The organism is Pedobacter africanus, assembly GCF_040548825.1.
In the GTDB taxonomy this organism is placed as follows: Bacteria; Bacteroidota; Bacteroidia; order Sphingobacteriales; family Sphingobacteriaceae; genus Pedobacter; species Pedobacter africanus_A.
Window position 1 is genome coordinate 1,697,963 of the sequence record NZ_JBEPSL010000001.1, and the last position, 20,401, is coordinate 1,718,363.

Here is a 20,401-nt window from a genome sequence, read left to right on the forward strand (position 1 = left end):
TAGTTTAATAATTACCTGTAATCCCCAGCTCAAGTCCGCGCAGCTCTGCGAGTCCGCGCAACCTTCCTATTGCGGAGTATCCCGGATTGGTAACCTTACTTAAATCATCCAGCATCTGGTGACCATGGTCTGGCCTGAAAGGCATAGGTTTTGCCCTCCGGGCATTTTCTGCAACAATAGCCTTCATGATTTCATACATATTTACATCACCGCCCAGGTGATCGGCTTCGTAGAAATTGCCTTCTTCATCTTTAGTTACGTTACGCAGGTGAAGGAAATATACCCGTTCTTTTACGGCTTCAAATATCTCTTTAAGGTTATTTGATACCCCTGCCCCTAAGGAACCTGTGCAATAACAAATGCCATTAAATGGTTTGTCTACGCTTTTAAGGATACTGATCAGATCTTCTTTTGTACTTGCAATTCGCGGCAGCCCCAGTATTGCATATGGAGGATCGTCGGGGTGAATGGTCATATTTACACCTGTTTCCTCACACACCTCGGCTATCCCGTTTAAAAAATAGGCAAGGTTCTTTTTCAGCCCCTCTATTCCGATAGACTTGTACTCTTCTATACTGGCACGTAAGGCTTCCAATTCAATTTCTTTTTCGTTAGGGATTCCCATCAGCACATTCACTTTCAATTCATTCAGCTGATCTGTATTCATGGAAGCATAACGATCTTTTGCCCTGTTCCGGATGCTTTCCGTATAATCGGCATCGGCACCTTCCCTTTTCAGAATGAACAGGTCGAAAACGGCAAGATCCAGCCAGTTGAAATACAGGGCTTTTGAGCCGTCTTCCATTACCAGGTCGAGCTGTGTACGTGTCCAGTCGAGTACCGGCATAAAGTTATAACAAACCGTCTTAATGCCACATTGGGCCAGGTTCTTCAATGTAGTCCTGTAATTTTCTATATAATGATCGGCATCGCTTCTGCGGGTTTTGATGGCTTCGTGTACAGGTACGCTTTCTACCACTGCCCAATGCAGTCCGGCTGCTTCAATAATGGATTTTCTTTCTATGATATCTTCCAATGGCCAGACTTCACCATGGGGCACGTGATGTAAGGCTGTAACAATCCCGGTGGCCCCGGCCTGTTTTACATCCTGCAAGCTAACGGGATCTGACGGTCCATACCAGCGCCAGGTTTGTAATAATTTATGATTTACTGTATTCATCTTATTTGGTTATTTTAATAATCAGATTATACGCCACTGTAGGCATTGAAACCGCCATCGACCAATATAGTCTCACCGTTTACAAATGCTGATGCGTCGCTTAACAGGTAGATTAGCGTGCCATTTAACTCCTGGGGATTTCCCAGACGGCCAAAAGGTGTATGATTGACAAAACGCTGCGCACGATCGGTAAAGCTGCCATCGGCGTTGGTTAAGAGCGATCTGTTCTGTTCGGTTAAAAACACACCTGGTGCAAGGGCGTTTACCCTGACTTTGTCTCCATATCTTTGGGCAAGTTCTACAGCCATCCATTTTGTATAGCCTTCAATGGCATTTTTTCCCATGGTATACCCCAGTACGCGGGTTAAAGGGCGTTGTGCTGCCAGAGAAGAAATATTTACAATGGAACCTTTTCCTTTTTCGGCAATGACACGACCGAATACATGTGTGGGATATACGGTTCCGAAAAGGTTAAGTTCCACTGCTTTCTGGGTGTCGCTTACCTTAATGTCAAAGATGTTCTGGTCCGGAGCAATGGTAGCGCCTGGGATATTCCCTCCTGCAGCATTCACCAATCCATCGATGGTACCCCATGTACTCAGTATTTGATTCTTTGCGGCGATGAGTGCGGTTTCGTCCAGTACGTCCGTAATCACGGCTATTGCCTCTCCTCCACTTTCTGTAATTGCCTTTACCCTTTGATTTGCTTTTTCTTCATTCCGGCCTAAGATGGCCACCTTTGCCCCTGCTTCGGCAATGGCCAGTGCAAATGATTCGCCCAGCACTCCCGTGGCGCCTGTAACCACAATTACCTTATTTTCTAATGAAAACAGATCTCTGCTCTTCATATTCTTGATTTAAACGGTTAAATTATTCTACCAATGTTAATGAATTTTAAGCTCCGGCAATCAGAATGACCATTAAATATTTACGAAATCGTTTGAAATTTATTAAATAAAATAGTTTACTTCTATTTCATAATGAGAACCTGTATTATTGCAATCTCAAATCTTTTAATTTATGCTAAATCAAGAAAACATATTGGTATTTGGGGAATTACTGTTAAGGTTTAGTTCCACTGAGGACCAATTTATTTCTAAGAACCACACTGTTTCTTTATTTCCCGGCGGATCGGAGGCAAACGTTTCTGCTTCATTGGGTCAATGGGGCATTCCATGTGCTTACGTGAGTTGTGTGCCAGAGAATGCGCTTGCTGCAAATGCCCTTCAATCGCTCGCCGATTTGGGGGTTAATACAAATAAAACTGTATTACAGGGCAGCCGTATGGGCTTGTATTTTTTGCTTTCTGCAAATGGACTGACAAGCGGAGAAGTGGTTTATGACAGAAAATATTCTTCATTTAGTACATTGTTGCCCGGGGTAATCAACTGGGACGAGGTGTTGGAAGGTCATACCTGGTTTCACTGGACAGCACTTACCCCTGCTTTGAATGAAAATATGGCGGCTGTTTGTAAAGAGGCTTTGCAAGCTGCAAGAAAAAAGGGCCTAAAAATATCTGTGGACCTGAACTACAGGAGCAGGCTTTGGGATTATGGCAAACAGCCGATAGCGGTAATGCCTGAGCTGGTACAATACTGCGATGTTATTATGGGAAATATCTGGGCGGTTAATAAAATGCTGGGTATCCCTGTCGACGAAGATCTAAACCGTCAAACCACTGTAGATACTTATACTGTACATGCCAATGCTTCGGCCAAAGCTGTATTTGCTGCTTTTCCTCAATGTAAGCACATTGCTTATACTTTCAGGTTCATGGATAACCCTAAGCATAACCTCTTTTATGGTACCTATCACAGCGCAGAAGGCAATTACAGATCGGCCGTATTGGAGACCAATGAAGTGGTAGACAGGATTGGAAGCGGCGACGCATTTATGGCTGGTTTAATTTATGGCCTAAGCAGCAGCACAAACGGACAGGAGATCATAGACAAAGCCACCTCATCCGGTTATAAAAAGCTCTTTGTTAAGGGAGATTTTGGCGATGGCACTATATAGTCCATTTTAAAACAATGAATTTTATCAAAAAAATAATACGTACTGATGAACACAGAAACAAATCCTTTAAGCGTGATCCAGGCTTATCCGGTCATACCGGTTTATTATAATGAAGATGCACAGACCTGTATTGAAGTATTAAAAGCAAGTTATGCCGGCGGCATCCGTGTTTTTGAGTTTACAAACAGGGGGCAAAATGCACCAGAGAACTTTAAGGCGCTGCTGTCTTACAGAAATGAACACCTTAAAGATATGAAACTTGGAATAGGTACAATAAAAACTGTAGCACAGGCAGAAACGTACATTAATCTTGGAGCAGATTTTATTGTGAGCCCAATTGTTAAAGCAGATCTGGCATCGGTTACGGCTGCACACAATGTGCTGTGGATACCCGGATGTATGACGCCTACTGAAATTAACTTTGCTGAAGAACTTGGTGCTCCTTTGGTGAAACTTTTTCCAGGTGATACTTTAGGCGTGGGTTTTTTAAAGGCAATTAAACCATTGTTCCCTAATCTTAAATTTATGCCCACCGGTGGTGTGGACGTGAACAAAGAAAATATTGACAGCTGGTTGAATGCAGGTGTAACTGCTTTAGGTTTTGGTTCCAAGTTATTTCTGCAACCTGAGCAGGCAAGGGATTACAACTGGTTAACCGAACGTTGTCAGTTACTGATCCGGATGGTTAACCGAAAATAATATTTATAAGAAGTGAGATTTCAGCCAGAGCGTAAGATTGGTTGTTTTTCTCACTTCTTTTGATCGTCTCTGTCGTAAAGCTCAATAAGTTTACTTTGCAGCTTGATTACAGAATTTTCCAATTGACTTATTTTCTCTTTTAATTGTGTGATCACCTGCTCCTGCTCGCTCACCCCCTCCTCACCTATATCTAAAAATTGTCTTAAAGATAAGTTATGAACTTCAGCGATCTGATTTATCCTGCTGAAGTTTGGATCTGTAATGCCAGTTTCAAGTTTTGAATACGCCGGGATAGATATCTCCAATAAATCTGCCATAGCTTTTTGGTTAACCCCTTTTTTCTGACGCAAAATTCTAAATTTTTCACCTAAAGTTTTCATAGCCTACAATGTATATCTGTGAATATTCCTGTATAATAAATTTAAGAATTATTTAATAAAATATTGTAATATATTTATAATATTATGAAACAAATTATTGAAATGATTTATTGGTAATTAAAAATTTATCTTGTCTTTCGATATTTGGAAAGAAAAACCAATAATTCAACTAACCAGCCTTGGTGGTAATCGTTCAGTAATTGGGCAGGAATAAGGACAGATTCAGGTGGCTATTTTTTATTCTGTCTGAAAATGAATGCGGCCATTATAATGGCAACTGATAGTCCGGAGAGCCCCGGAAACGAAATAAACAGGTATAATATCCCGCAAACAACACATATGGCAAGGATAAACAGGACACCTTGTAAAACAGTATCCATTTTAAAAGCAGCATATAGGGCAAATAAGACGAAGGCTATAGCCAGAATATTTATAAACATATGCAAATATGCATATTCAATGTTAAGTTAATGTTAACAGTTCTGTTGATTTCGATTTTAACGCAAAAAGCCTTGCAATCAAGAATTACAAGGCTTTTATATCCTATATTAAAACTTAATAATCGTCGTTCAGCGCGAATACAGGCTTCCTTGACATCCATTTGCCGCTTGTAAAGTCAGGAAAATCGATCGTTTCGTTACCCAGCTCAATAGACTGCTCGCTTAAAGGGGTAATGGCACTCCATGCTGCTGCGTCATAAACATCCAGTGGAGTTGGCACATTGCGTTTTACAGATTCAATGAAGGCATGTATCACAAAGAAATCCATACCACCGTGTCCGGCGCCTTGTGCGTCATCACCATATTTTTTCCACAGCGGGTGATCGTATTTTTCCATCCAGCTGTTTTGATTATCCCATTGGTGTGGTTTGCTGACGCCTTCCACGTATATACTTTTATTCAGATCCATCCACAGGCCCTTGGTTCCCTGGACCCTGAAGCCTAACGAATAAGGTCTTGGCAGGTTTGTATCGTGTTGTAAAATGATGGTCTCACCATTGGCACAATCAATTGTTGTGGTCACGATATCACCTAAACGAAAATTTACTTTTGAATTTGGATGGTTTTCACCCCCGTTTGCAACTATATAGTTGTGCAGACCCCTTGACTTCGTTGCAAAAGAGTTGAGTTTTAAGAATTTGTTTCCACGATTGATATTAATGCAGTTGGCTACAGGGCCAATTCCGTGGGTTGGATAGAGGTCGCCGTTTCTATGCACCGAATGGTTAGTTCTCCAGCGTGCTTCTGAAAATCCCTTTTCATTAAATTCAACTCCACCGCCATAAGCTTTAACACCATCGTTAAATTTAACTTCTCTCAGGTCATGCTGATAGCCACCCTGCAAATGAACGATTTCTCCAAACACGCCTTCCCTTACCATATTCAGTGCTGCAAGTACATCGCGACGGTAGCAAACATTTTCAAGCATCATTACATGTGCGTTGTGTTTTTCGGCAGCTTGTACAACATCCCAATGATCCTGTAAAGTAATCCCGAGCATGACTTCTGTAGCCACATATTTAAGTCCGGCCTCCAAAGATTTTATGATCATCTCCTTATGCCACTCCCAGGGTGTAGCTATTACCACTGTCTGCAACCCTTTAGTTTCCAGAAGTTTTTTCCAGGCGTAATCGTATCCGGTAAATATCTTGGGCATCGGTTTACCGCTTTTATTAATTATCGTTTTGGCAGAGTTGAGCATACGTTCATCAATATCGCATATCGCAACAAGTTCTACATCAGCTCTTTTTAGTAAAAGGCTCAAATGGTTTTGTCCACGTAAGCCTACCCCTATCATGGCTACTTTGACTTTATCTGCTGCTGCAGCAGCAAACAAGGAACTGCTTGGTAACACGGTTGCCGCTGCTGCTGTAATGCTACTGTTTTTAACAAATTCTCTTCTGTTCATAGTTGTTTTAGTTCATTTAAAAAGTTTTGCGCTGGGTGCGTCAGTACTATTTTGTCAATTTTAAGAATATTTTATCCAAGTTATACAACTGTACAGCTAAGTGCACAAAGAAATAATTTAAAAAAGAACGCAAACGTTTGATATTTTGATCTTCATGGTTTATCGGGTAATGTATAGCCTAAAGGTCAATTATTGTGGTAATTTATCCGGGCAGCAAACCTGTTTGAAATCTGCATAATTAATCTGGTTTAGCTGGCAATCGTTTGCGTGAATTTTGCTTTAACATAGTAGCCAATTTTATCAGATGCAGTTTTTATGATGAAATTGTTATTTTTATTCCAATATTTGGATATGATGTCTGACAAACCAACAACCATTAAGGAAATAGCAAAGATACTCAAGGTTTCAGTTTCAACAGTGTCAAGGGCCCTAAATGATCATTCAAGCATTGGTTTGACAACAAAGATGCGTGTCAAGAAACTTGCGGAAGAGCTTAATTATGAACCTAATCAAAAAGCCATTCAATTTCTGCATGGCAAATCTTTTGTGATAGGTGTTATTTTACCTGAATTGTCTGAATCTTTTTTTTCTGCTGCTATAAGCGGAATTGAAGACATCGCATACAAAAGAAACTACACAGTATTACTGGCGCAATCGCATGATGATGCTGCTAGAGAAAAGTTGCTCGTCGAAAAAATGAAGAGCCAACGTGTTGATGGCTTACTAGTGTCGGTTTCAAAAACAACCAGCACCTACGAACATTTTGACATTTTCAGGAAATTGAATATACCGGTAGTATTTTTTGACCGCATACCCCCCATTAAAGATATACATTATGTTTCATCTAACCTTGAAACCGGCACTTTCGAGGCCCTGAACTTTCTATTAAAAAAAGGACATCGAAGTATTGGAATGATCAACGGCCCGAATACACTGGTTGCCAGTCATGAAAGAAAAGAAGGTTATATCAGGGCGATGATAGCCAATCGCCTCAAATTTGATCCTTCTTTAGTTGTTAGCTGTGATTTATCAGAAGAGGGAACGATTGAGGTAATGGATATCTTATTAAACCACAGGCGAAAGCCTACTGCAATTGTTACGTTTAACGACTATGTAGCACTATTCGCAATGCGTTATGCTAAATCACTTCTGCTTCAGGATATTGACTTTGTGAGCTATGCAAATCTTCCGATTATCAACTATGTTGACCATACCCCTATAGCTTCGGTTGAGCAATTCCCATATAAGCAAGGCAAAAAAGCCGCTGACATATTAATTGACCTTATTAACAAACCAAGAAATGAAACCGGGACTGAACAGGCATATTTTAATATTGTTGTGGAATCGGAATTGATATTAAGCCATCGCAAGTAATTTTGCGCAAACGTTTGCACGTCTTTTTGGCTGGTTAAATATCTATGTTTGGTACATCAATCAATATACTAAACCATGTTCGAGAATATTTTAAGCCGCTACGGTCTGGATCCGATAACTACAACTGTTCAACCATTTGGAGATGGATTGATCAATCATACCTGGATGGTAAACTCCTATAATAAAAAATATATTCTGCAAAAAGTAAACAGCGATGTGTTTAAAAAACCGGCTGATATTGATGAGAACCTGAATCTGCTTAAAGCATATTTAAATGAGACCCAGCCTGAATATTTATTCGTATCTCCCGTTAAGGCTGAAAATGGTGAATCATTGATCATTAATGATAATGGCTATTTCAGACTTTTCCCATTTGTTGAAGGGTCGAACTCAGTAAATACCCTTTCTGCAAAAGAAGAAGCATACGAAGCCGCGCGGCAATTCGGAAAATTTTCAAAACTACTCAATGATTTTGATGCAGCACAACTGAACATTACTATTCCAAATTTTCACAACCTGATACTGCGATATGATCAATTCCTTGAAGCCTGTAAACACGCAAGTGGTGAAAGATTGGAGAAAGCAGCAGATTGTATTTCTTTTATCATTGAACATCAGTACATTGTAGATACTTTCAGACGTATCCTGAATAATAAAAACATTCCATTAAGGGTAATACATCACGATACCAAAATTAGTAACATACTGTTTGATCAGGATTATAAAGGACTATGTGTGATTGATTTAGATACCGTTATGCCTGGTTATTTTATCAGTGATGTAGGTGACATGATGCGGACTTATTTGAGTGCAGCCAGTGAAGAGGAAACCGACTTTAATAAAATTTTGATCAGAAAAGACTTCTTTACAGCCATTTATAATGGTTATATGGAAGAAATGAAAAGTGTTTTAACGGATGACGAACGTCAATGTTTTGCCTATTCAGGTAAATTTATTATATATATGCAGGCGATCCGGTTTTTGACAGACTATCTGCAAAATGACATTTACTACGGGGCGAAATATGAACTGCATAATTTTAACAGGGCACTGAACCAGATTACCTTACTAAAACAATACCTGAAACTTGAACAGGAACTTATGAGCGATACATTGGTATAAAACAAAAGGCCTTCCGTTTAACCGAAAGACCTTATTAGCATTCTTGTGCGTTTATTAATATACTGTAGCTTAGGGTTTATCCCACCAGACCCTACCCGTTAAATTATCTCCGCCTGGTACTGCGGCAGCGGCTTCTTTATAATTGACGCCATTTTTTGCTGCTTCATCTGAAGGGTAAGGGAAACGACGCGGAATGGTGCCATTGGTTGCATTACCAGGGTATACAACCGGAACCAGGTTAGGGAAACCTGTTCTGCGCCAGTTGCTCCACGTTTCATAGAAATCCAGCATTGTACAGGTGTGCAACCAGTATTGATTGTTGATCATTTGCAAACCATTTGCTGCATTGTATGGATTTGAATTTGCATAAATTTCTGCGGTACCCTCTGTAATGGCCAATGCAGCATCGTATTGTCCGAGGAAGGTTATCGCCTTCTTCAATCCCTCACTGTAATGACTGGCTGCAGATCCCGCTATCCCCCATCTTTGGGCAGCTTCGGCCAAAAGGAATTCACTTTCTGCATATGTCAGTATGAAAGTGACCCCATTTTTTTTGATCATGGCAGGATGTGGAGAAGAATAGTCAGGGAAAGAAGTATAAGAAGGATCTTGTCTGATGTCCCTGCCGGCGATTCCACTAAGGTCTTTGCCATTAGGCATTCCTTTCTGACTTGCTGGAGTTGTGACAAAGGCGGAATTTTGCGTTTTAGGAGATTCTGTGAGAAACAGTTGTGTAACCGCAACTTTTCCCAGACGTGGATCGTTAGTTGCTTTTAACATATCTATAAATGTTTTAGACCATTTTACATGATAGTGTTCAGAACCTCCGTCACCGTTTAGTACCTGGCTGTTCCTGTTTTGGGTTACTCTACCGCCCGATATATCGTGTGTAACAAATGCATTGTCTTCATTATTGATCATTGTTTTTCCTACCGCTTTTTGTGCGTATGATTTGGCGGTATTCTCGTCAATCTTTACCAGACGCATAGCTAACCGCAATAGTAAGGTGCCACCAAAGCGTTTCCATTTGTCGATACTGCCATTGTAAATGACATCTCCGGTCACTTTATCACCACTTGCATCCAATGCATTTGTAGCTTCTTCTACTTCCTTTAAAAGATCCGTATAAATGGCTTGCTGTTTGTCATATTTGGGTGTTAAAACTCCTGAGTAGTACCCCACTCCTGCTTCCGAATAAGGAACATCGCCATACAAATCTGTCAGGCGTGCAAAAATTAGGGCCTTCCATAAGCGGGCAACCTGATGCACATTGTTGTATTTTGATTTTCCTTTTGTAGATTCCACTACATCAACAATCAATCTTACCTGTTCTATGTAAGCACCAACGGCATTGTTGCCCCAGTAAGCAGCAGTATAGTTTGCATCCAGTTTGTATTTATCGCCTGCCCAATAGCTGATTACACTGGAAAGTCCCTGCATCATCGTTGCTGAATAAATCAGGTTTGCCCGCCAGGTATCATAGGCAAAGTCTATACTACCTGTATAATTCAATTGTGCGGATGTTAAAGTATAATTCGGATTAAAATTCGTTGGTCCGTAGGCAACAGGATTGGTATTAATTTCTTTGAAATCTTTTGTACAACTCACCGTAGCTAAAATGCTAATAAGTAAGATAAGGTTGTATTTTTTTAATATGCTGGTTTTCATCTTTCTCTATTTTTAAATAATTAAAACTTGACACTAAGGTTAAGGCCAAATGTTCTGGCAGGTGGTACCCCACCCAGCTCGAGCCCAGGAAAGGTTGCATTATAACTTGACTCAGGATCTATATTGTCTGTTTTTTTCATCAGGATAAACAAGTTTCTGCCAACAAGACTAAGATTTAAGCTTTTAATCTTATTGTTGAACATTTTTGCAGGAAAGTTATAACCAAGGGTTAGTTGTCTGAACTTGATGAAACTGGCATCCTGTACAAAGGTTGTTGAAACATTATCAACAAAGCTCAGGTAATAATCGGCCGCCGTTGCGCCTAGTGATTCCCTATCGGCAACTGTTCCTTGGTGCAGCCCAAAACGGTAGCCATAGTAGTCTGTTGCTGAGAAGAGTTTACCTCCCCATTTCCCATCAATTAAAAAAGAGAGATTTATTCCTTTATAACTGAATTCATTATTCCAACCTGCAAACCATTTGTTATAGGCCGAGCCGTGTGCTTTTAAGTCACCTTTTTTAGGGGCTCCATTTGCTTCTTTTTCAACCTGGCCATTTGCATCATATTTATAGTCGTAAGCCATTACCTGTCCTGCTGATTTACCGGGGATATTGTGAAGAAAACCGTTACCCGTCCGTGATGTGGCTATTAATTGGGATGACACGCCTTCGGCCAATTTTAGCACAGTATTGTCATTGTAGCTGCCATTCAGGGATGATGTCCAGCTAAAATTGTTGTTTTTAATTACCACGCCTGAAATTAAAGCTTCAAAACCTTTATTTTCAATTTCGCCAGAGTTTAGCACCGCTCCATTATAGCCTGTAGTACTGGAAGTTGTAACTACAGATATTTCGTCTTTCGAGTGCTTTTTATACCAGGTTAGATCCAGGTTTAAGCGGTCATTAAAAAATCTTAGTTCGGTACCGATTTCAAATTCAGATGCCTTTGAGCCTTTAAGTGCTGAATTAGGAATATCAAGATTACTAATTATTCCAAGCGGTTTTCCGTTTAATGTTTCGCTTCTGAACGCATAAGTAAGCGCTGTTTGGTATGGATCGGTAGCCTGACCTACTACAGCATAGCCGGCTCGCAATTTACCAAAGCTTAGCAGTCTTGATTGCAGTAGCTCTGAAAATACAAATGATCCGCTTACGGAAGGATAAAATACGTATGGTTTATTGTCTTTTCCTGGCGTAGCCAGTGTTGAAAACCAGTCGGACCGTCCACTACCTGTTAAATAAAGAATATCCCGGTAGGCAATTTCCAGTGTTCCGTATGTCGACTGAGTTTCAGACTCAGTTTCTATAACACCTACAGATTTATTAGCAGCATTAAGAATATTATAAACACCAAACACCGCAAAATCGGTACCGTTATTTGTTGTCTGATCAATTTTTGTGTTTCTATAGCTTGCCCCTATATTAGGAGTAACGGTAAAATCATCCTGAATTTTAAATGACTTACCTATAAGTATATCTGCATTCAAATCCGTAAACTTGGTTTTTTGTTCAGCTATTTTTCCTGCTACATAATAGGCAGTTCCGGAGGGAACCACATTTTTGTAGCCATCTGTATAGGAATCCATTCCTGCCCGTCCCTGCATGAAAAAACCATTGTCAAATGTATATTTTGCATTAAATGAACTGATTAGCCGGTTTCTTTTGGTGTTATTTACAAACTCATTTGCAGCAAACCAGGGGTTGGTAGCGTATACATTCCCTTTGTTGTATACAATCTCATTACCATCCGCATCCTTCCATGGTTTAAGATCATTTACATTGACGCTGGTTGGTAAAAAGATCACATTGTAATTGGCGTTTCCGGCACCATCTGAAACCATAGGCCTGTTTTTGGCTTGTTCAAGAATGTAATTGGCACGTGCATCTATGGTTAAGCGTTTAATTGGTTCAAATGTTCCCACCAGGTTGAAGGACTGCCTGTTCAGGCCTGAATTAGGGACAATAGAATTGTTATTTACGTCGTTGGCAGAGAACCTCAAAGAACCGCCATCAAAACTCTTATTTAGCGCCAGGGTATTGGACCAGGTACTTCCGTCTCTATAAAAGTTTTTAATGTTGTCCTTTTGCGCAATATATGGCCTGGAAACCCCATCAAATTGAACCACATTGCTACCATCCAATTTACCGCCCCAGCTGGAGCCGCCAACATCGGAGGCGGAACTTGCACTGGTTGGTTTAACACCGTTGGCACCTTGTCCGTAAACATATTGCCAGTTGGTTCTATCCATTACCTGTTCAACAACATAATTGCTGTTAAAGTCTATACTTGTTCCTTTTCCACTTTTTGTAGTAATGAGTATTACTCCGGCTTTGGCCCTTGAACCATATAAGGCGGAGGCGGCTGCTCCTTTCAACACAGATACGCTTTCTATATCGTCCGGATTTAAATTTCCGATAGCATCACCGAGATCGGGTGCATTGTCCCACTGACTGCCTTTATTTCCATTTGGATTGCTATTGTTTAAACCAACAGGTTTGTTTTCCATCGGCATACCATTAATGACATATAGCGGCTGATTCGTTTGACTCAGACTGGATACACCCCGGATTGTTATGCTTGTTGCTGCCCCAACACCACCAGCTGTAGCACTTACATCTAAACCCGCAACCTTGCCTACCAGTGAATTGGCTACGTTATTTTCCCTCGCCTGGGTGAGTGTCTCGCCCTGTATTTGTGAAACAGAGTATCCTAAAGCCCTCCGTTCCTTTTTTATGCCAAGGGCCGTCACCACCACTTCACTGAGCAATTTAGTATCCTCCAGAAGCACAACCTCTATGTTGGTTTTATTTTCGGTATTGACCTCCTTACTTTGAAATCCTGCAAAGGAAATGACAAGAACCGCATTTTCCGGAACCGAAATAGCAAACCTTCCATTGATATCCGTGGAGGTTCCTGAAGCTGAGCCTTTCACACGTATGGAAGCGCCGGGTAAAGGAGCGCCTGTATTGTCCTTTACCGTACCACTAATTTTTACATCTTTTTTTCGGCTGATTACGATCAGCCCTCCCTCAGAAATGGAGTACTTCAGGTTTGTGTTGTAAAATATAGTGGAAAGAATATCTGCAACGGGTGTATCTTTTACAGATAGCGTATAATCTTTGTTTACCGGTACATTTGCCGAACTGTATACAAAGTGGTAACCGCTTTGCTCTTCGATAATTTTTAACACTTTACTTAGCTTGGTCCGCTTCACATCCAAGGAGACCTTTTGCTGTGAAAAGACCGAAGCCGATACATTGAGGCAGGTAAAAAAAATGAAGACACACGTTAATTTCATTATGACAATGAATTTTAGGAGCACCTTATAATTAAGGTACTCTTGCACTAAGTAAGAATTAATCATATTTTTGTTTTTTTGGTTGCTTTAGTATTTGGCAGGAATCTGTTTGCGCATAAATCTGCCATTGCTTTATATCAAAAAATTAAAGGGGTGGTGCGTCAACATCACCCCTCTTTTTTATTTTGATATGATCACCTGGTTTCCTTTTATTTCATATTTAAAAAATTCTGCACATTGAAGTGCATACAATACTTCTGTTAAACTCTCGTCCTGGAATGTTGCTGTAAATTGATATTTTTCTATTTCTTTATTTTTGAATGTTATTTCTACATTATACCACCTTTCCAGCGTTTTTTTAAGTTCCATAAAACTCTGGTCCTGAATCTCCAGGCGGTTTTGTGTCCAGGCCATTTCTACAACCGTACTGTCGCTTTTTTTCGTATAGCTGTTTATCGTGATTTCAGGATGTTTTACCTGGGCCTTCATTGGCTTGATTGCAGGGGGTTCCGGCAGGTTTTTGTAAAATGTAACTTTTTGACTAGGCTTTAAGGTGATTGAATTTCCATTGCTGCCGGCCCCTTCCATTACAATAACCCCTTTAATTAAAACCGCTTCCGATGTCGGTTCGTCGGGATAGGCTTTTACGTTAAATATAGTCCCCAACACGTTGATATTGAAGTCTGACGTAAGCACTTTGAAAGGTCTGTTCTTATCATGGGTAACATCAAAATAAGCTTCCCCCACAAGCGTAACCTCACGGTTATCAATATTGAATTTCTTATTTAATCTGATCGAACTTTTGGCATTTAACAGAATAACAGTCCCGTCCGGCAAGGTTATTTTTTTACGTTCTGCACCATTAGTATGATAATTGGTTACCAGATTGGGTATAAACTTTTCCTGGACTAGGTTTGCCCTATACACCAGCACCAGACCAGAAACAAACAACAACACAGCAGCAATTTTTAACCAGGTATAAGTTCTTCTTAGCGGAACTGTATTTTCCTCAACTTCGGGCTTAACATCGTTTTTTAGTAAGTCCAGCTGCTGATTTAAAGGCTTCTTTTGACCACTTAAAATGATATATAAGCGTTTAGCCTCATTAATGGTGGCCTCCTGTTCCGGATGAGCTTTAATGTAATCTTCCCAATAGGCAATGCAAAGCTTGTCTTTACCGGCACAATATAACTGAAATGTATTGTCAACAAGGAAGTCTTCAATATTGAAAAGACTACGATCTATCATAATATTTGGCTTTTATAATACCAGTGCCAAAAAAATGATCTTTTTCCTAAAGAAATTTTATATTTTTTTTTGACCTGTCTTTAAATGGCCAATTAAATGGTGTAGAGCCTGTAAAATAGATTTATGCTTTAAGCTCCTTTCTAAGGACTTTTAAAGCATCATAGACGGTATTGTAGGCAGTTTTAACGCTTTGCTGGGTTTGATTTGCGATCTGCTCATAGCTCAAACCGTCAAAGAACTTCAGATGAATTAATTGTTTCTGCCTGTAAGTTAGTTTCTGTAAGGCACTTTTAAGTTTGAACCTGACAAGCTCATCTGTCTGCACTTTGACGATAAACTCTTCATAAGACATTTCCATCCACTCGCCCTCAGCCCCAGCATTCGCCAGGGCATCATCTATCTTTTTCTTACGTTCCAGCAGGCGCAATATCTTTCGTTTCAAAAAAGTACGCAAATATGCACCAACATGTTCTACCCTGTTTAGCTGTGCATGCTTCTCCCAAATTGTAATGAATACCTGATCAGTAGCCTCTCCCGATGTTTCAGCGTCACCACAAACTCTTATACCGAAATTTACAAGGTCGTAGTAGAGTTCCCGGTACAGATCAAAAAAAGCATCATGATCACCTCCACGTAAGCGTTCCCATAGTAAGTGATGTATAAGCTTATTTTCCATTTGGTTAGATTAGGTGATAGCAATGTTAAGAAAATCTGCTGACAAAATCTTATCAAGTTTTATTTGGCAACACTATTTTTCTAAAATATCCTGCAGGTATTAATTCTAACTAAAAAGGCTTTGAATATTTAATATTTGTAGTTAAATTTGAGTACAAATGTTTAATTTACAGACATATGTACACATCTAAATTTAAGCTTCTTCTTCATTGGTTAGGTATCGTTATTGGTTTTTATGTCTTTTGGGCATTAAGCTATCTGATTCTGGCCAAATTTGCCACATCCCAGTTTAACCGGTTTCAATACACCAAACAAAGCCTGTGGACCGAACTTACTGCCAGCGATATATTCTGGTATATCATGTTCATTTTCGGTATTATACTTACCATTTATGTAATTCATATGCTGATAAGGTATTCCCCTCATAGAAAAGCAGCGGCTTTAGTGTTTGCTTTCTTAATCGTAATATCTGTAGGTGTATTGCTGGATAAATTGCTGGAAACCAGCTCAGGTTTTAGCAGCCTCCCTCACATCTTTATCAATGCAGTTTTTCTGATCTCAATTGTTTACGCATTTTTCAAAGCTGAACAACCGCCTGTCAGAAATGAGGAAGACTATCTGGAGGACGGTGAGGAGTAAAAAACGCTATTAAACAACATAAGATGTTTAATAGCGTCTGAAATTTTGAACAGTTGTTTAGAACAAGTACTTCGTACTCAGGAAATTTGAACTGTTGCTATCTACTATTTCATTAATTAAATGTTTATTGCTGTCGTTCAGTTTTGTTGCAACCAGGGATCTGATAGAGAAAGACCTTAGGGCGTCGACTACCGAAAGTGTACCCTCAGCACTGTCTTTTCTTCCTGTAAAGGGGAAAACATCTGGGCCACGCTGGCACTGGCAATTTATATTAACCCTGCTTACCTGATTAACCAGTGGGTCAATAAGGGCAGCAACTTCTTCATTATCATTGCTGAAAATACTTACCTGTTGTCCGTGGGTAGAGTCTATCAGGTATTGTATAGGCTCTTCCAGATCATCAAAAGGAACGACAGGGATCACTGGTCCAAATTGCTCCTCAGTATAGAGCTTCATACTTTTGTTTACCGGATAAACTATGGCCGGGTAAACAAATGATGCGCAACTTTCTCCGCCATGCTCATTCACCACCCTGGCCCCGTTAGCCAAAGCATCAGCTATACATTCTTTAAGATAAGCTGGTTTATGAGGTTCTGGTAAGGGGGTTAAAGCCACACCTTGCTCCCATGGCATGCCAATTTTGAGTTTAGCGACTTCCGCTGATAGCTCTTGTAAGAACCCATCTGCCAGGCTGCGATGAATAAAAATGATCTTTAGCGCTGTACATCTTTGTCCGTTGAAAGACAAAGCCCCAAGCACTGTTTCCTGTACGGCTAGTTTTACATCAGCTTTTGAAGTAATTATTGCTGCATTTTTGGCGTCCAAACCAAGAATAGCCCGTAACCGGTTTACCTTTGGATGAAGCTTTTTAAGTTCGTTTGCAACTTTGCTGGAACCGATCAATGTCAATACATTAACCTGACCGGATTTCATAAGGTCTGGTATAATTTTATTGCCCCGTCCATAAATGGTATTTACCACACCTTTTGGAAAACAATCTCTAAAGGCTTCCAATAAAGGATAGTGAAGTAAAGTACCATGTTTAGGCGGTTTAAACAATAAGGTGTTTCCCATGATCAACGCTGGGATTAAGGTAGTAAAGGTTTCATTCAATGGGTAGTTGAATGGCCCCATACACAAGACTACACCTAAGGGCGAGCGCCTGATCTGCGCCACTATGCCTTGTTCGATACTGAACTTGGAAGACTGCCTGTCCAGATCTTTTAATGCATCAATAGTAGCATAAATATACTCCACAGTACGGTCAAACTCTTTCACTGAATCGGCATAGGATTTACCTATTTCCCACATCAGGAGTTTCACAACTACCGCCTTTTTTTCAATAATTTTATGGGTAAACTGCTCGACACAATAAATTCGGTCCGCGACGCTCATTGTAGGCCATTCCCCGCGTCCGTTATCGTAGGCTTTAACAGCAGCCTGCAGCGCTGCATCGGCCTCTTTTTCACTGCATAAAGGATAAGTACCTATTAATTTTCTTTGCAGGCCATTTTCGGTTCTGATACAAACCGGAGACAGTACCTCATGTACTTCACCATCCCAGGTGTGCATTTCGCCATTGCTAAGGTACTCGCGCTGGTGTACTTCTTCTGATAGTTTAAATTCTTCAGGGATCTGGTCTTCTTCTACGAAGATTGAATCGAGCTGATTTTCTGGAAACATTAGCTAAATATTAATTTTTGGTTATAGGTTATAAATCTGAAATTGGTTTGTATTTAGGTACCAATGTTCTCATAATTGCCCAGGCTACCAGATAAGCAACAGCACAGATGGTAAACATAATGGTATACCCTGTTTCTATGTGCCCCAGTGCTTTATATTTATCAAATAAATAGCCTCCCAGCTTTGTAATCAATACACCTCCGATACCTCCTGCCATTCCTCCAATGCCGACAACTGATCCTACTGCTTTTTTAGGGAACATATCAGAAACCGTTGTGAAAATATTGGCCGACCAGGCCTGATGGGCCGAAGCTCCTATACCTATTAAAATTACGGGAATCCAGAAAGTAATGTGCCCAAGCGGCTGTGCCGCAAGCACAACAAGTGGAAACAAGGCAATAAGGAGCATTGCCCGCATACGCCCGTCATAGGCCTCATATCCTCTCTTGATGAAATACATTGGAAACCATCCGCCGCCTATACTACCAAACATGGTCATGCTATACAAAACAGCCAAAGGAATCATCACCTGTGTATCTATCATACCATACTGGTCTTTCAGGTATGCTGGTAGCCAGAAAAGGAAAAACCACCAGACACCATCAGTCATAAATTTACCGATGGTAAATGCCCAGGTTTGTTTATAGGCCAATAATTTAAACCAGGCTACTTTTGCTTCAGCAGCAACACCTTCCTTTAATGGAGCTTCATTTTCCGCTTCATCACTATTGATATAAGCAAGCTCTTCAGCCGAAAGACGGTTCTGTTTTTCCGGTCTTTCATACAGTTTAAGCCAGAAGATCAGCCATAAGAAACCAACTGCACCGATTAGTAGGAAAGCAGCTTCCCAACCCCAGTGCTTAGCAATAAACGGTACGGTTAAGGGTGCCAGGATGGCACCCACGTTTGAGCCTGAATTGAATATACCGGTAGCAAACGATCTTTCTTTTTTTGGGAAGTACTCTGCTGTAGCTTTAATTGCCGCTGGAAAGTTACCAGACTCACCAAAGCCCAATACTGCTCTCGAGAACATGAATCCCGCCATAGAAACAGATATTGCACCTATACCCACAAAACCCAGTACAGTAGCAATTCCCTCGCCCAAAGGAATAGCCAAGGCATGAATAATTGCACCGATAGACCAAATTACAATTGCCCAGGCGTATCCTTTTTTCGTTCCCAGTTTGTCTATTATTCTTCCGGCAAAGAGCATAGATATTGCATAAGTAAACTGGAAAACGGCGGCAATATCTGCGTAGTCACTATTGGTCCAGCCGAAAATCTCTTCTAAATGCGGCTTTAATAAGCTCAGAACCTGCCGATCAAGATAATTAACAGTTGTTGCAAAAAACAATAGTGCACAGATGGTCCACCTGTAGTTCCCCATTTTGGTCTCTTTCATTATACTTGGTTTTGTCTAAAATATATTTTAATAAAATTTTGTTAATCTATCTAACAATAGCCTTCAGGTTCTGAATATATATAAATCCTTCCAATACCTATGCATATCAAAAATTCTTTACCTGGCTCGTATGAACAATTGTACATAATAAATACTAGTAAAAACAGCCTTGTTTCGAAAATATTTACGCAATCGTTATCGTTATAAATGGTTTTATTTATGTTTTTTAGCGATTTTATAAACTATTTTGTCATTAATGCTGATACTTATCATTTTTTGGCTTTTGTTTTATAGATTTAGCTATGGATAAATCTATAAAAAACACTACGTTGTTTGTTTTGTGCTGCCTTTTTAACTTGTCGGCTGTATGTGCCCAGCAAAAAACAGTGCTGCTCGATAATTATTTTAATCATGAGCTAAAGAAAGACAAATCTGGTAAAGAAATCAGGTTTCATTACACCTGGGAAGACAAAACGTTAAATGGCTTTTCAATGTTGGGGGACATTTTTACCAAAGAAGGATTGGCGATAAAAAGCCTGGATATGACTCCCAGAGCTGAAAATCTTAAGGAAGCTTCGATCTACATCATTGTTGATCCCGACAATCAAAAGGAAAGTCCGGCTCCAAATCTTATAGCGACCAATGATATCAATGCTATAGTAAATTGGGTGAAAAAAGGCGGTGTTCTGGTAATTTTTGCCAATGACAGCAGTAACAATACCCTGGTACAGCTGAATGATTTGTCCAAGAAATTCGGCATTACTTTTACCAATAAAAGCAGGAATATGGTGAGAGACGGAAAGATTGAAATAGGAGCTGTAAACGTTCCTTCCGGAAATGAAGTGTTTACTGGCTCCAGGAAATTTTACCTGAAAGAATTATCTGTACTACAAACAGAAAAACCAGCTATGCCCCTTATCAAGGAAGGAGAAGATATCATCATGGCCACCTGCCGGTATGGCAAAGGTACTGTGTTTGCAGTTGGAGATCCATGGTTGTATAACGAGTACATAGATGGTACAAGGATTCCGGCAGAATACGAAAATTATAATGGGGCTGTTGAGCTTGTGAAATGGCTGAAAAAGCAGATTCCTTAACAGCCATTTCC

The 20,401-nt window shown here is 40.1% G+C and carries 16 protein-coding genes; 6 read left to right on the top strand and 10 right to left on the bottom strand.

Translation table 11 applies throughout. The annotated features are described in order from the left end of the window. Positions 1-4: 4 nt before the first annotated feature. A complete protein-coding gene (gene uxuA / locus ABIE26_RS06880; protein WP_310138599.1) occupies positions 5-1,180 on the bottom strand; it encodes a mannonate dehydratase in 1,176 nt (391 codons plus the stop codon). Positions 1,181-1,206: 26 nt separating this feature from the next. Continuing rightward, a complete protein-coding gene (locus ABIE26_RS06885; RefSeq protein WP_310138598.1) occupies positions 1,207-2,028 on the bottom strand; it encodes an SDR family oxidoreductase in 822 nt (273 codons plus the stop codon). Between the two features lie 172 nt (positions 2,029-2,200). Here ABIE26_RS06885 and ABIE26_RS06890 point away from each other — a divergent pair, with 172 nt between their 5' ends. Both ABIE26_RS06890 and ABIE26_RS06895 read left to right on the top strand, forming a co-directional pair. Continuing rightward, the gene (locus ABIE26_RS06890) at positions 2,201-3,196 is read left to right on the top strand and encodes a sugar kinase (protein WP_310138595.1); all 996 of its coding nucleotides are present in this window, start codon (positions 2,201-2,203) and stop codon (positions 3,194-3,196) included. A gap of 45 nt (positions 3,197-3,241) precedes the next feature. After that, entirely contained in the window at positions 3,242-3,895 is a 654-nt protein-coding gene (locus ABIE26_RS06895) for a bifunctional 4-hydroxy-2-oxoglutarate aldolase/2-dehydro-3-deoxy-phosphogluconate aldolase (protein WP_310138592.1), read from the top strand. Between the two features lie 50 nt (positions 3,896-3,945). Here the strand turns inward: ABIE26_RS06895 and ABIE26_RS06900 are convergent, their stop codons facing one another. Together ABIE26_RS06900 and ABIE26_RS06905 are read right to left on the bottom strand one after the other, a co-directional pair. After that, a complete protein-coding gene (locus ABIE26_RS06900) occupies positions 3,946-4,275 on the bottom strand; it encodes a helix-turn-helix domain-containing protein (RefSeq protein WP_310138590.1) in 330 nt (109 codons plus the stop codon). Positions 4,276-4,830: 555 nt separating this feature from the next. Beyond that, positions 4,831-6,183, bottom strand: a complete 1,353-nt coding sequence (locus ABIE26_RS06905) for a Gfo/Idh/MocA family protein (protein ID WP_310138587.1) — start codon at positions 6,181-6,183, stop codon at positions 4,831-4,833. 315 nt (positions 6,184-6,498) lie between these two features. Here ABIE26_RS06905 and ABIE26_RS06910 point away from each other — a divergent pair, with 315 nt between their 5' ends. Then, entirely contained in the window at positions 6,499-7,557 is a 1,059-nt protein-coding gene (locus ABIE26_RS06910; protein ID WP_310138584.1) for a LacI family DNA-binding transcriptional regulator, read from the top strand. 75 nt (positions 7,558-7,632) lie between these two features. After that, positions 7,633-8,679: a phosphotransferase enzyme family protein gene (locus ABIE26_RS06915; protein ID WP_310138582.1), complete on the top strand. Its 1,047-nt coding sequence runs from the start codon at positions 7,633-7,635 to the stop codon at positions 8,677-8,679. Positions 8,680-8,748: 69 nt separating this feature from the next. Here ABIE26_RS06915 and ABIE26_RS06920 read toward each other — a convergent pair whose 3' ends face one another. The 4 genes from ABIE26_RS06920 to ABIE26_RS06935 form a co-directional block, all read right to left on the bottom strand. After that, positions 8,749-10,347, bottom strand: coding sequence for a SusD/RagB family nutrient-binding outer membrane lipoprotein (locus ABIE26_RS06920; protein WP_310138580.1), 1,599 nt, complete (start codon positions 10,345-10,347; stop codon positions 8,749-8,751). Between the two features lie 20 nt (positions 10,348-10,367). After that, positions 10,368-13,646, bottom strand: a complete 3,279-nt coding sequence (locus tag ABIE26_RS06925) for a SusC/RagA family TonB-linked outer membrane protein (protein WP_310138577.1) — start codon at positions 13,644-13,646, stop codon at positions 10,368-10,370. Positions 13,647-13,826: 180 nt separating this feature from the next. After that, a complete protein-coding gene (locus ABIE26_RS06930) occupies positions 13,827-14,894 on the bottom strand; it encodes a FecR family protein (RefSeq protein ID WP_310138574.1) in 1,068 nt (355 codons plus the stop codon). Positions 14,895-15,015: 121 nt separating this feature from the next. Further along, positions 15,016-15,570, bottom strand: a complete 555-nt coding sequence (locus ABIE26_RS06935; RefSeq protein WP_310138572.1) for an RNA polymerase sigma factor — start codon at positions 15,568-15,570, stop codon at positions 15,016-15,018. A 176-nt stretch (positions 15,571-15,746) separates the two neighbouring features. Here ABIE26_RS06935 and ABIE26_RS06940 point away from each other — a divergent pair, with 176 nt between their 5' ends. Further along, entirely contained in the window at positions 15,747-16,208 is a 462-nt protein-coding gene (locus tag ABIE26_RS06940) for a hypothetical protein (RefSeq protein WP_310138570.1), read from the top strand. Positions 16,209-16,265: 57 nt separating this feature from the next. Here ABIE26_RS06940 and ABIE26_RS06945 read toward each other — a convergent pair whose 3' ends face one another. Both ABIE26_RS06945 and ABIE26_RS06950 read right to left on the bottom strand, forming a co-directional pair. Further along, the gene (locus ABIE26_RS06945) at positions 16,266-17,891 is read right to left on the bottom strand and encodes an NADP-dependent glyceraldehyde-3-phosphate dehydrogenase (RefSeq protein WP_310138568.1); all 1,626 of its coding nucleotides are present in this window, start codon (positions 17,889-17,891) and stop codon (positions 16,266-16,268) included. Positions 17,892-17,919: 28 nt separating this feature from the next. Continuing rightward, positions 17,920-19,293 (bottom strand): MFS transporter, encoded by a 1,374-nt coding sequence (locus tag ABIE26_RS06950; RefSeq protein WP_310138566.1) that lies wholly within the window; start codon positions 19,291-19,293, stop codon positions 17,920-17,922. A 302-nt stretch (positions 19,294-19,595) separates the two neighbouring features. On the opposite strand from ABIE26_RS06950, the gene ABIE26_RS06955 reads away from it, so the two are divergent. Further along, positions 19,596-20,390 (top strand): DUF4350 domain-containing protein, encoded by a 795-nt coding sequence (locus ABIE26_RS06955; protein WP_310138564.1) that lies wholly within the window; start codon positions 19,596-19,598, stop codon positions 20,388-20,390. Positions 20,391-20,401 lie beyond the last annotated feature (11 nt).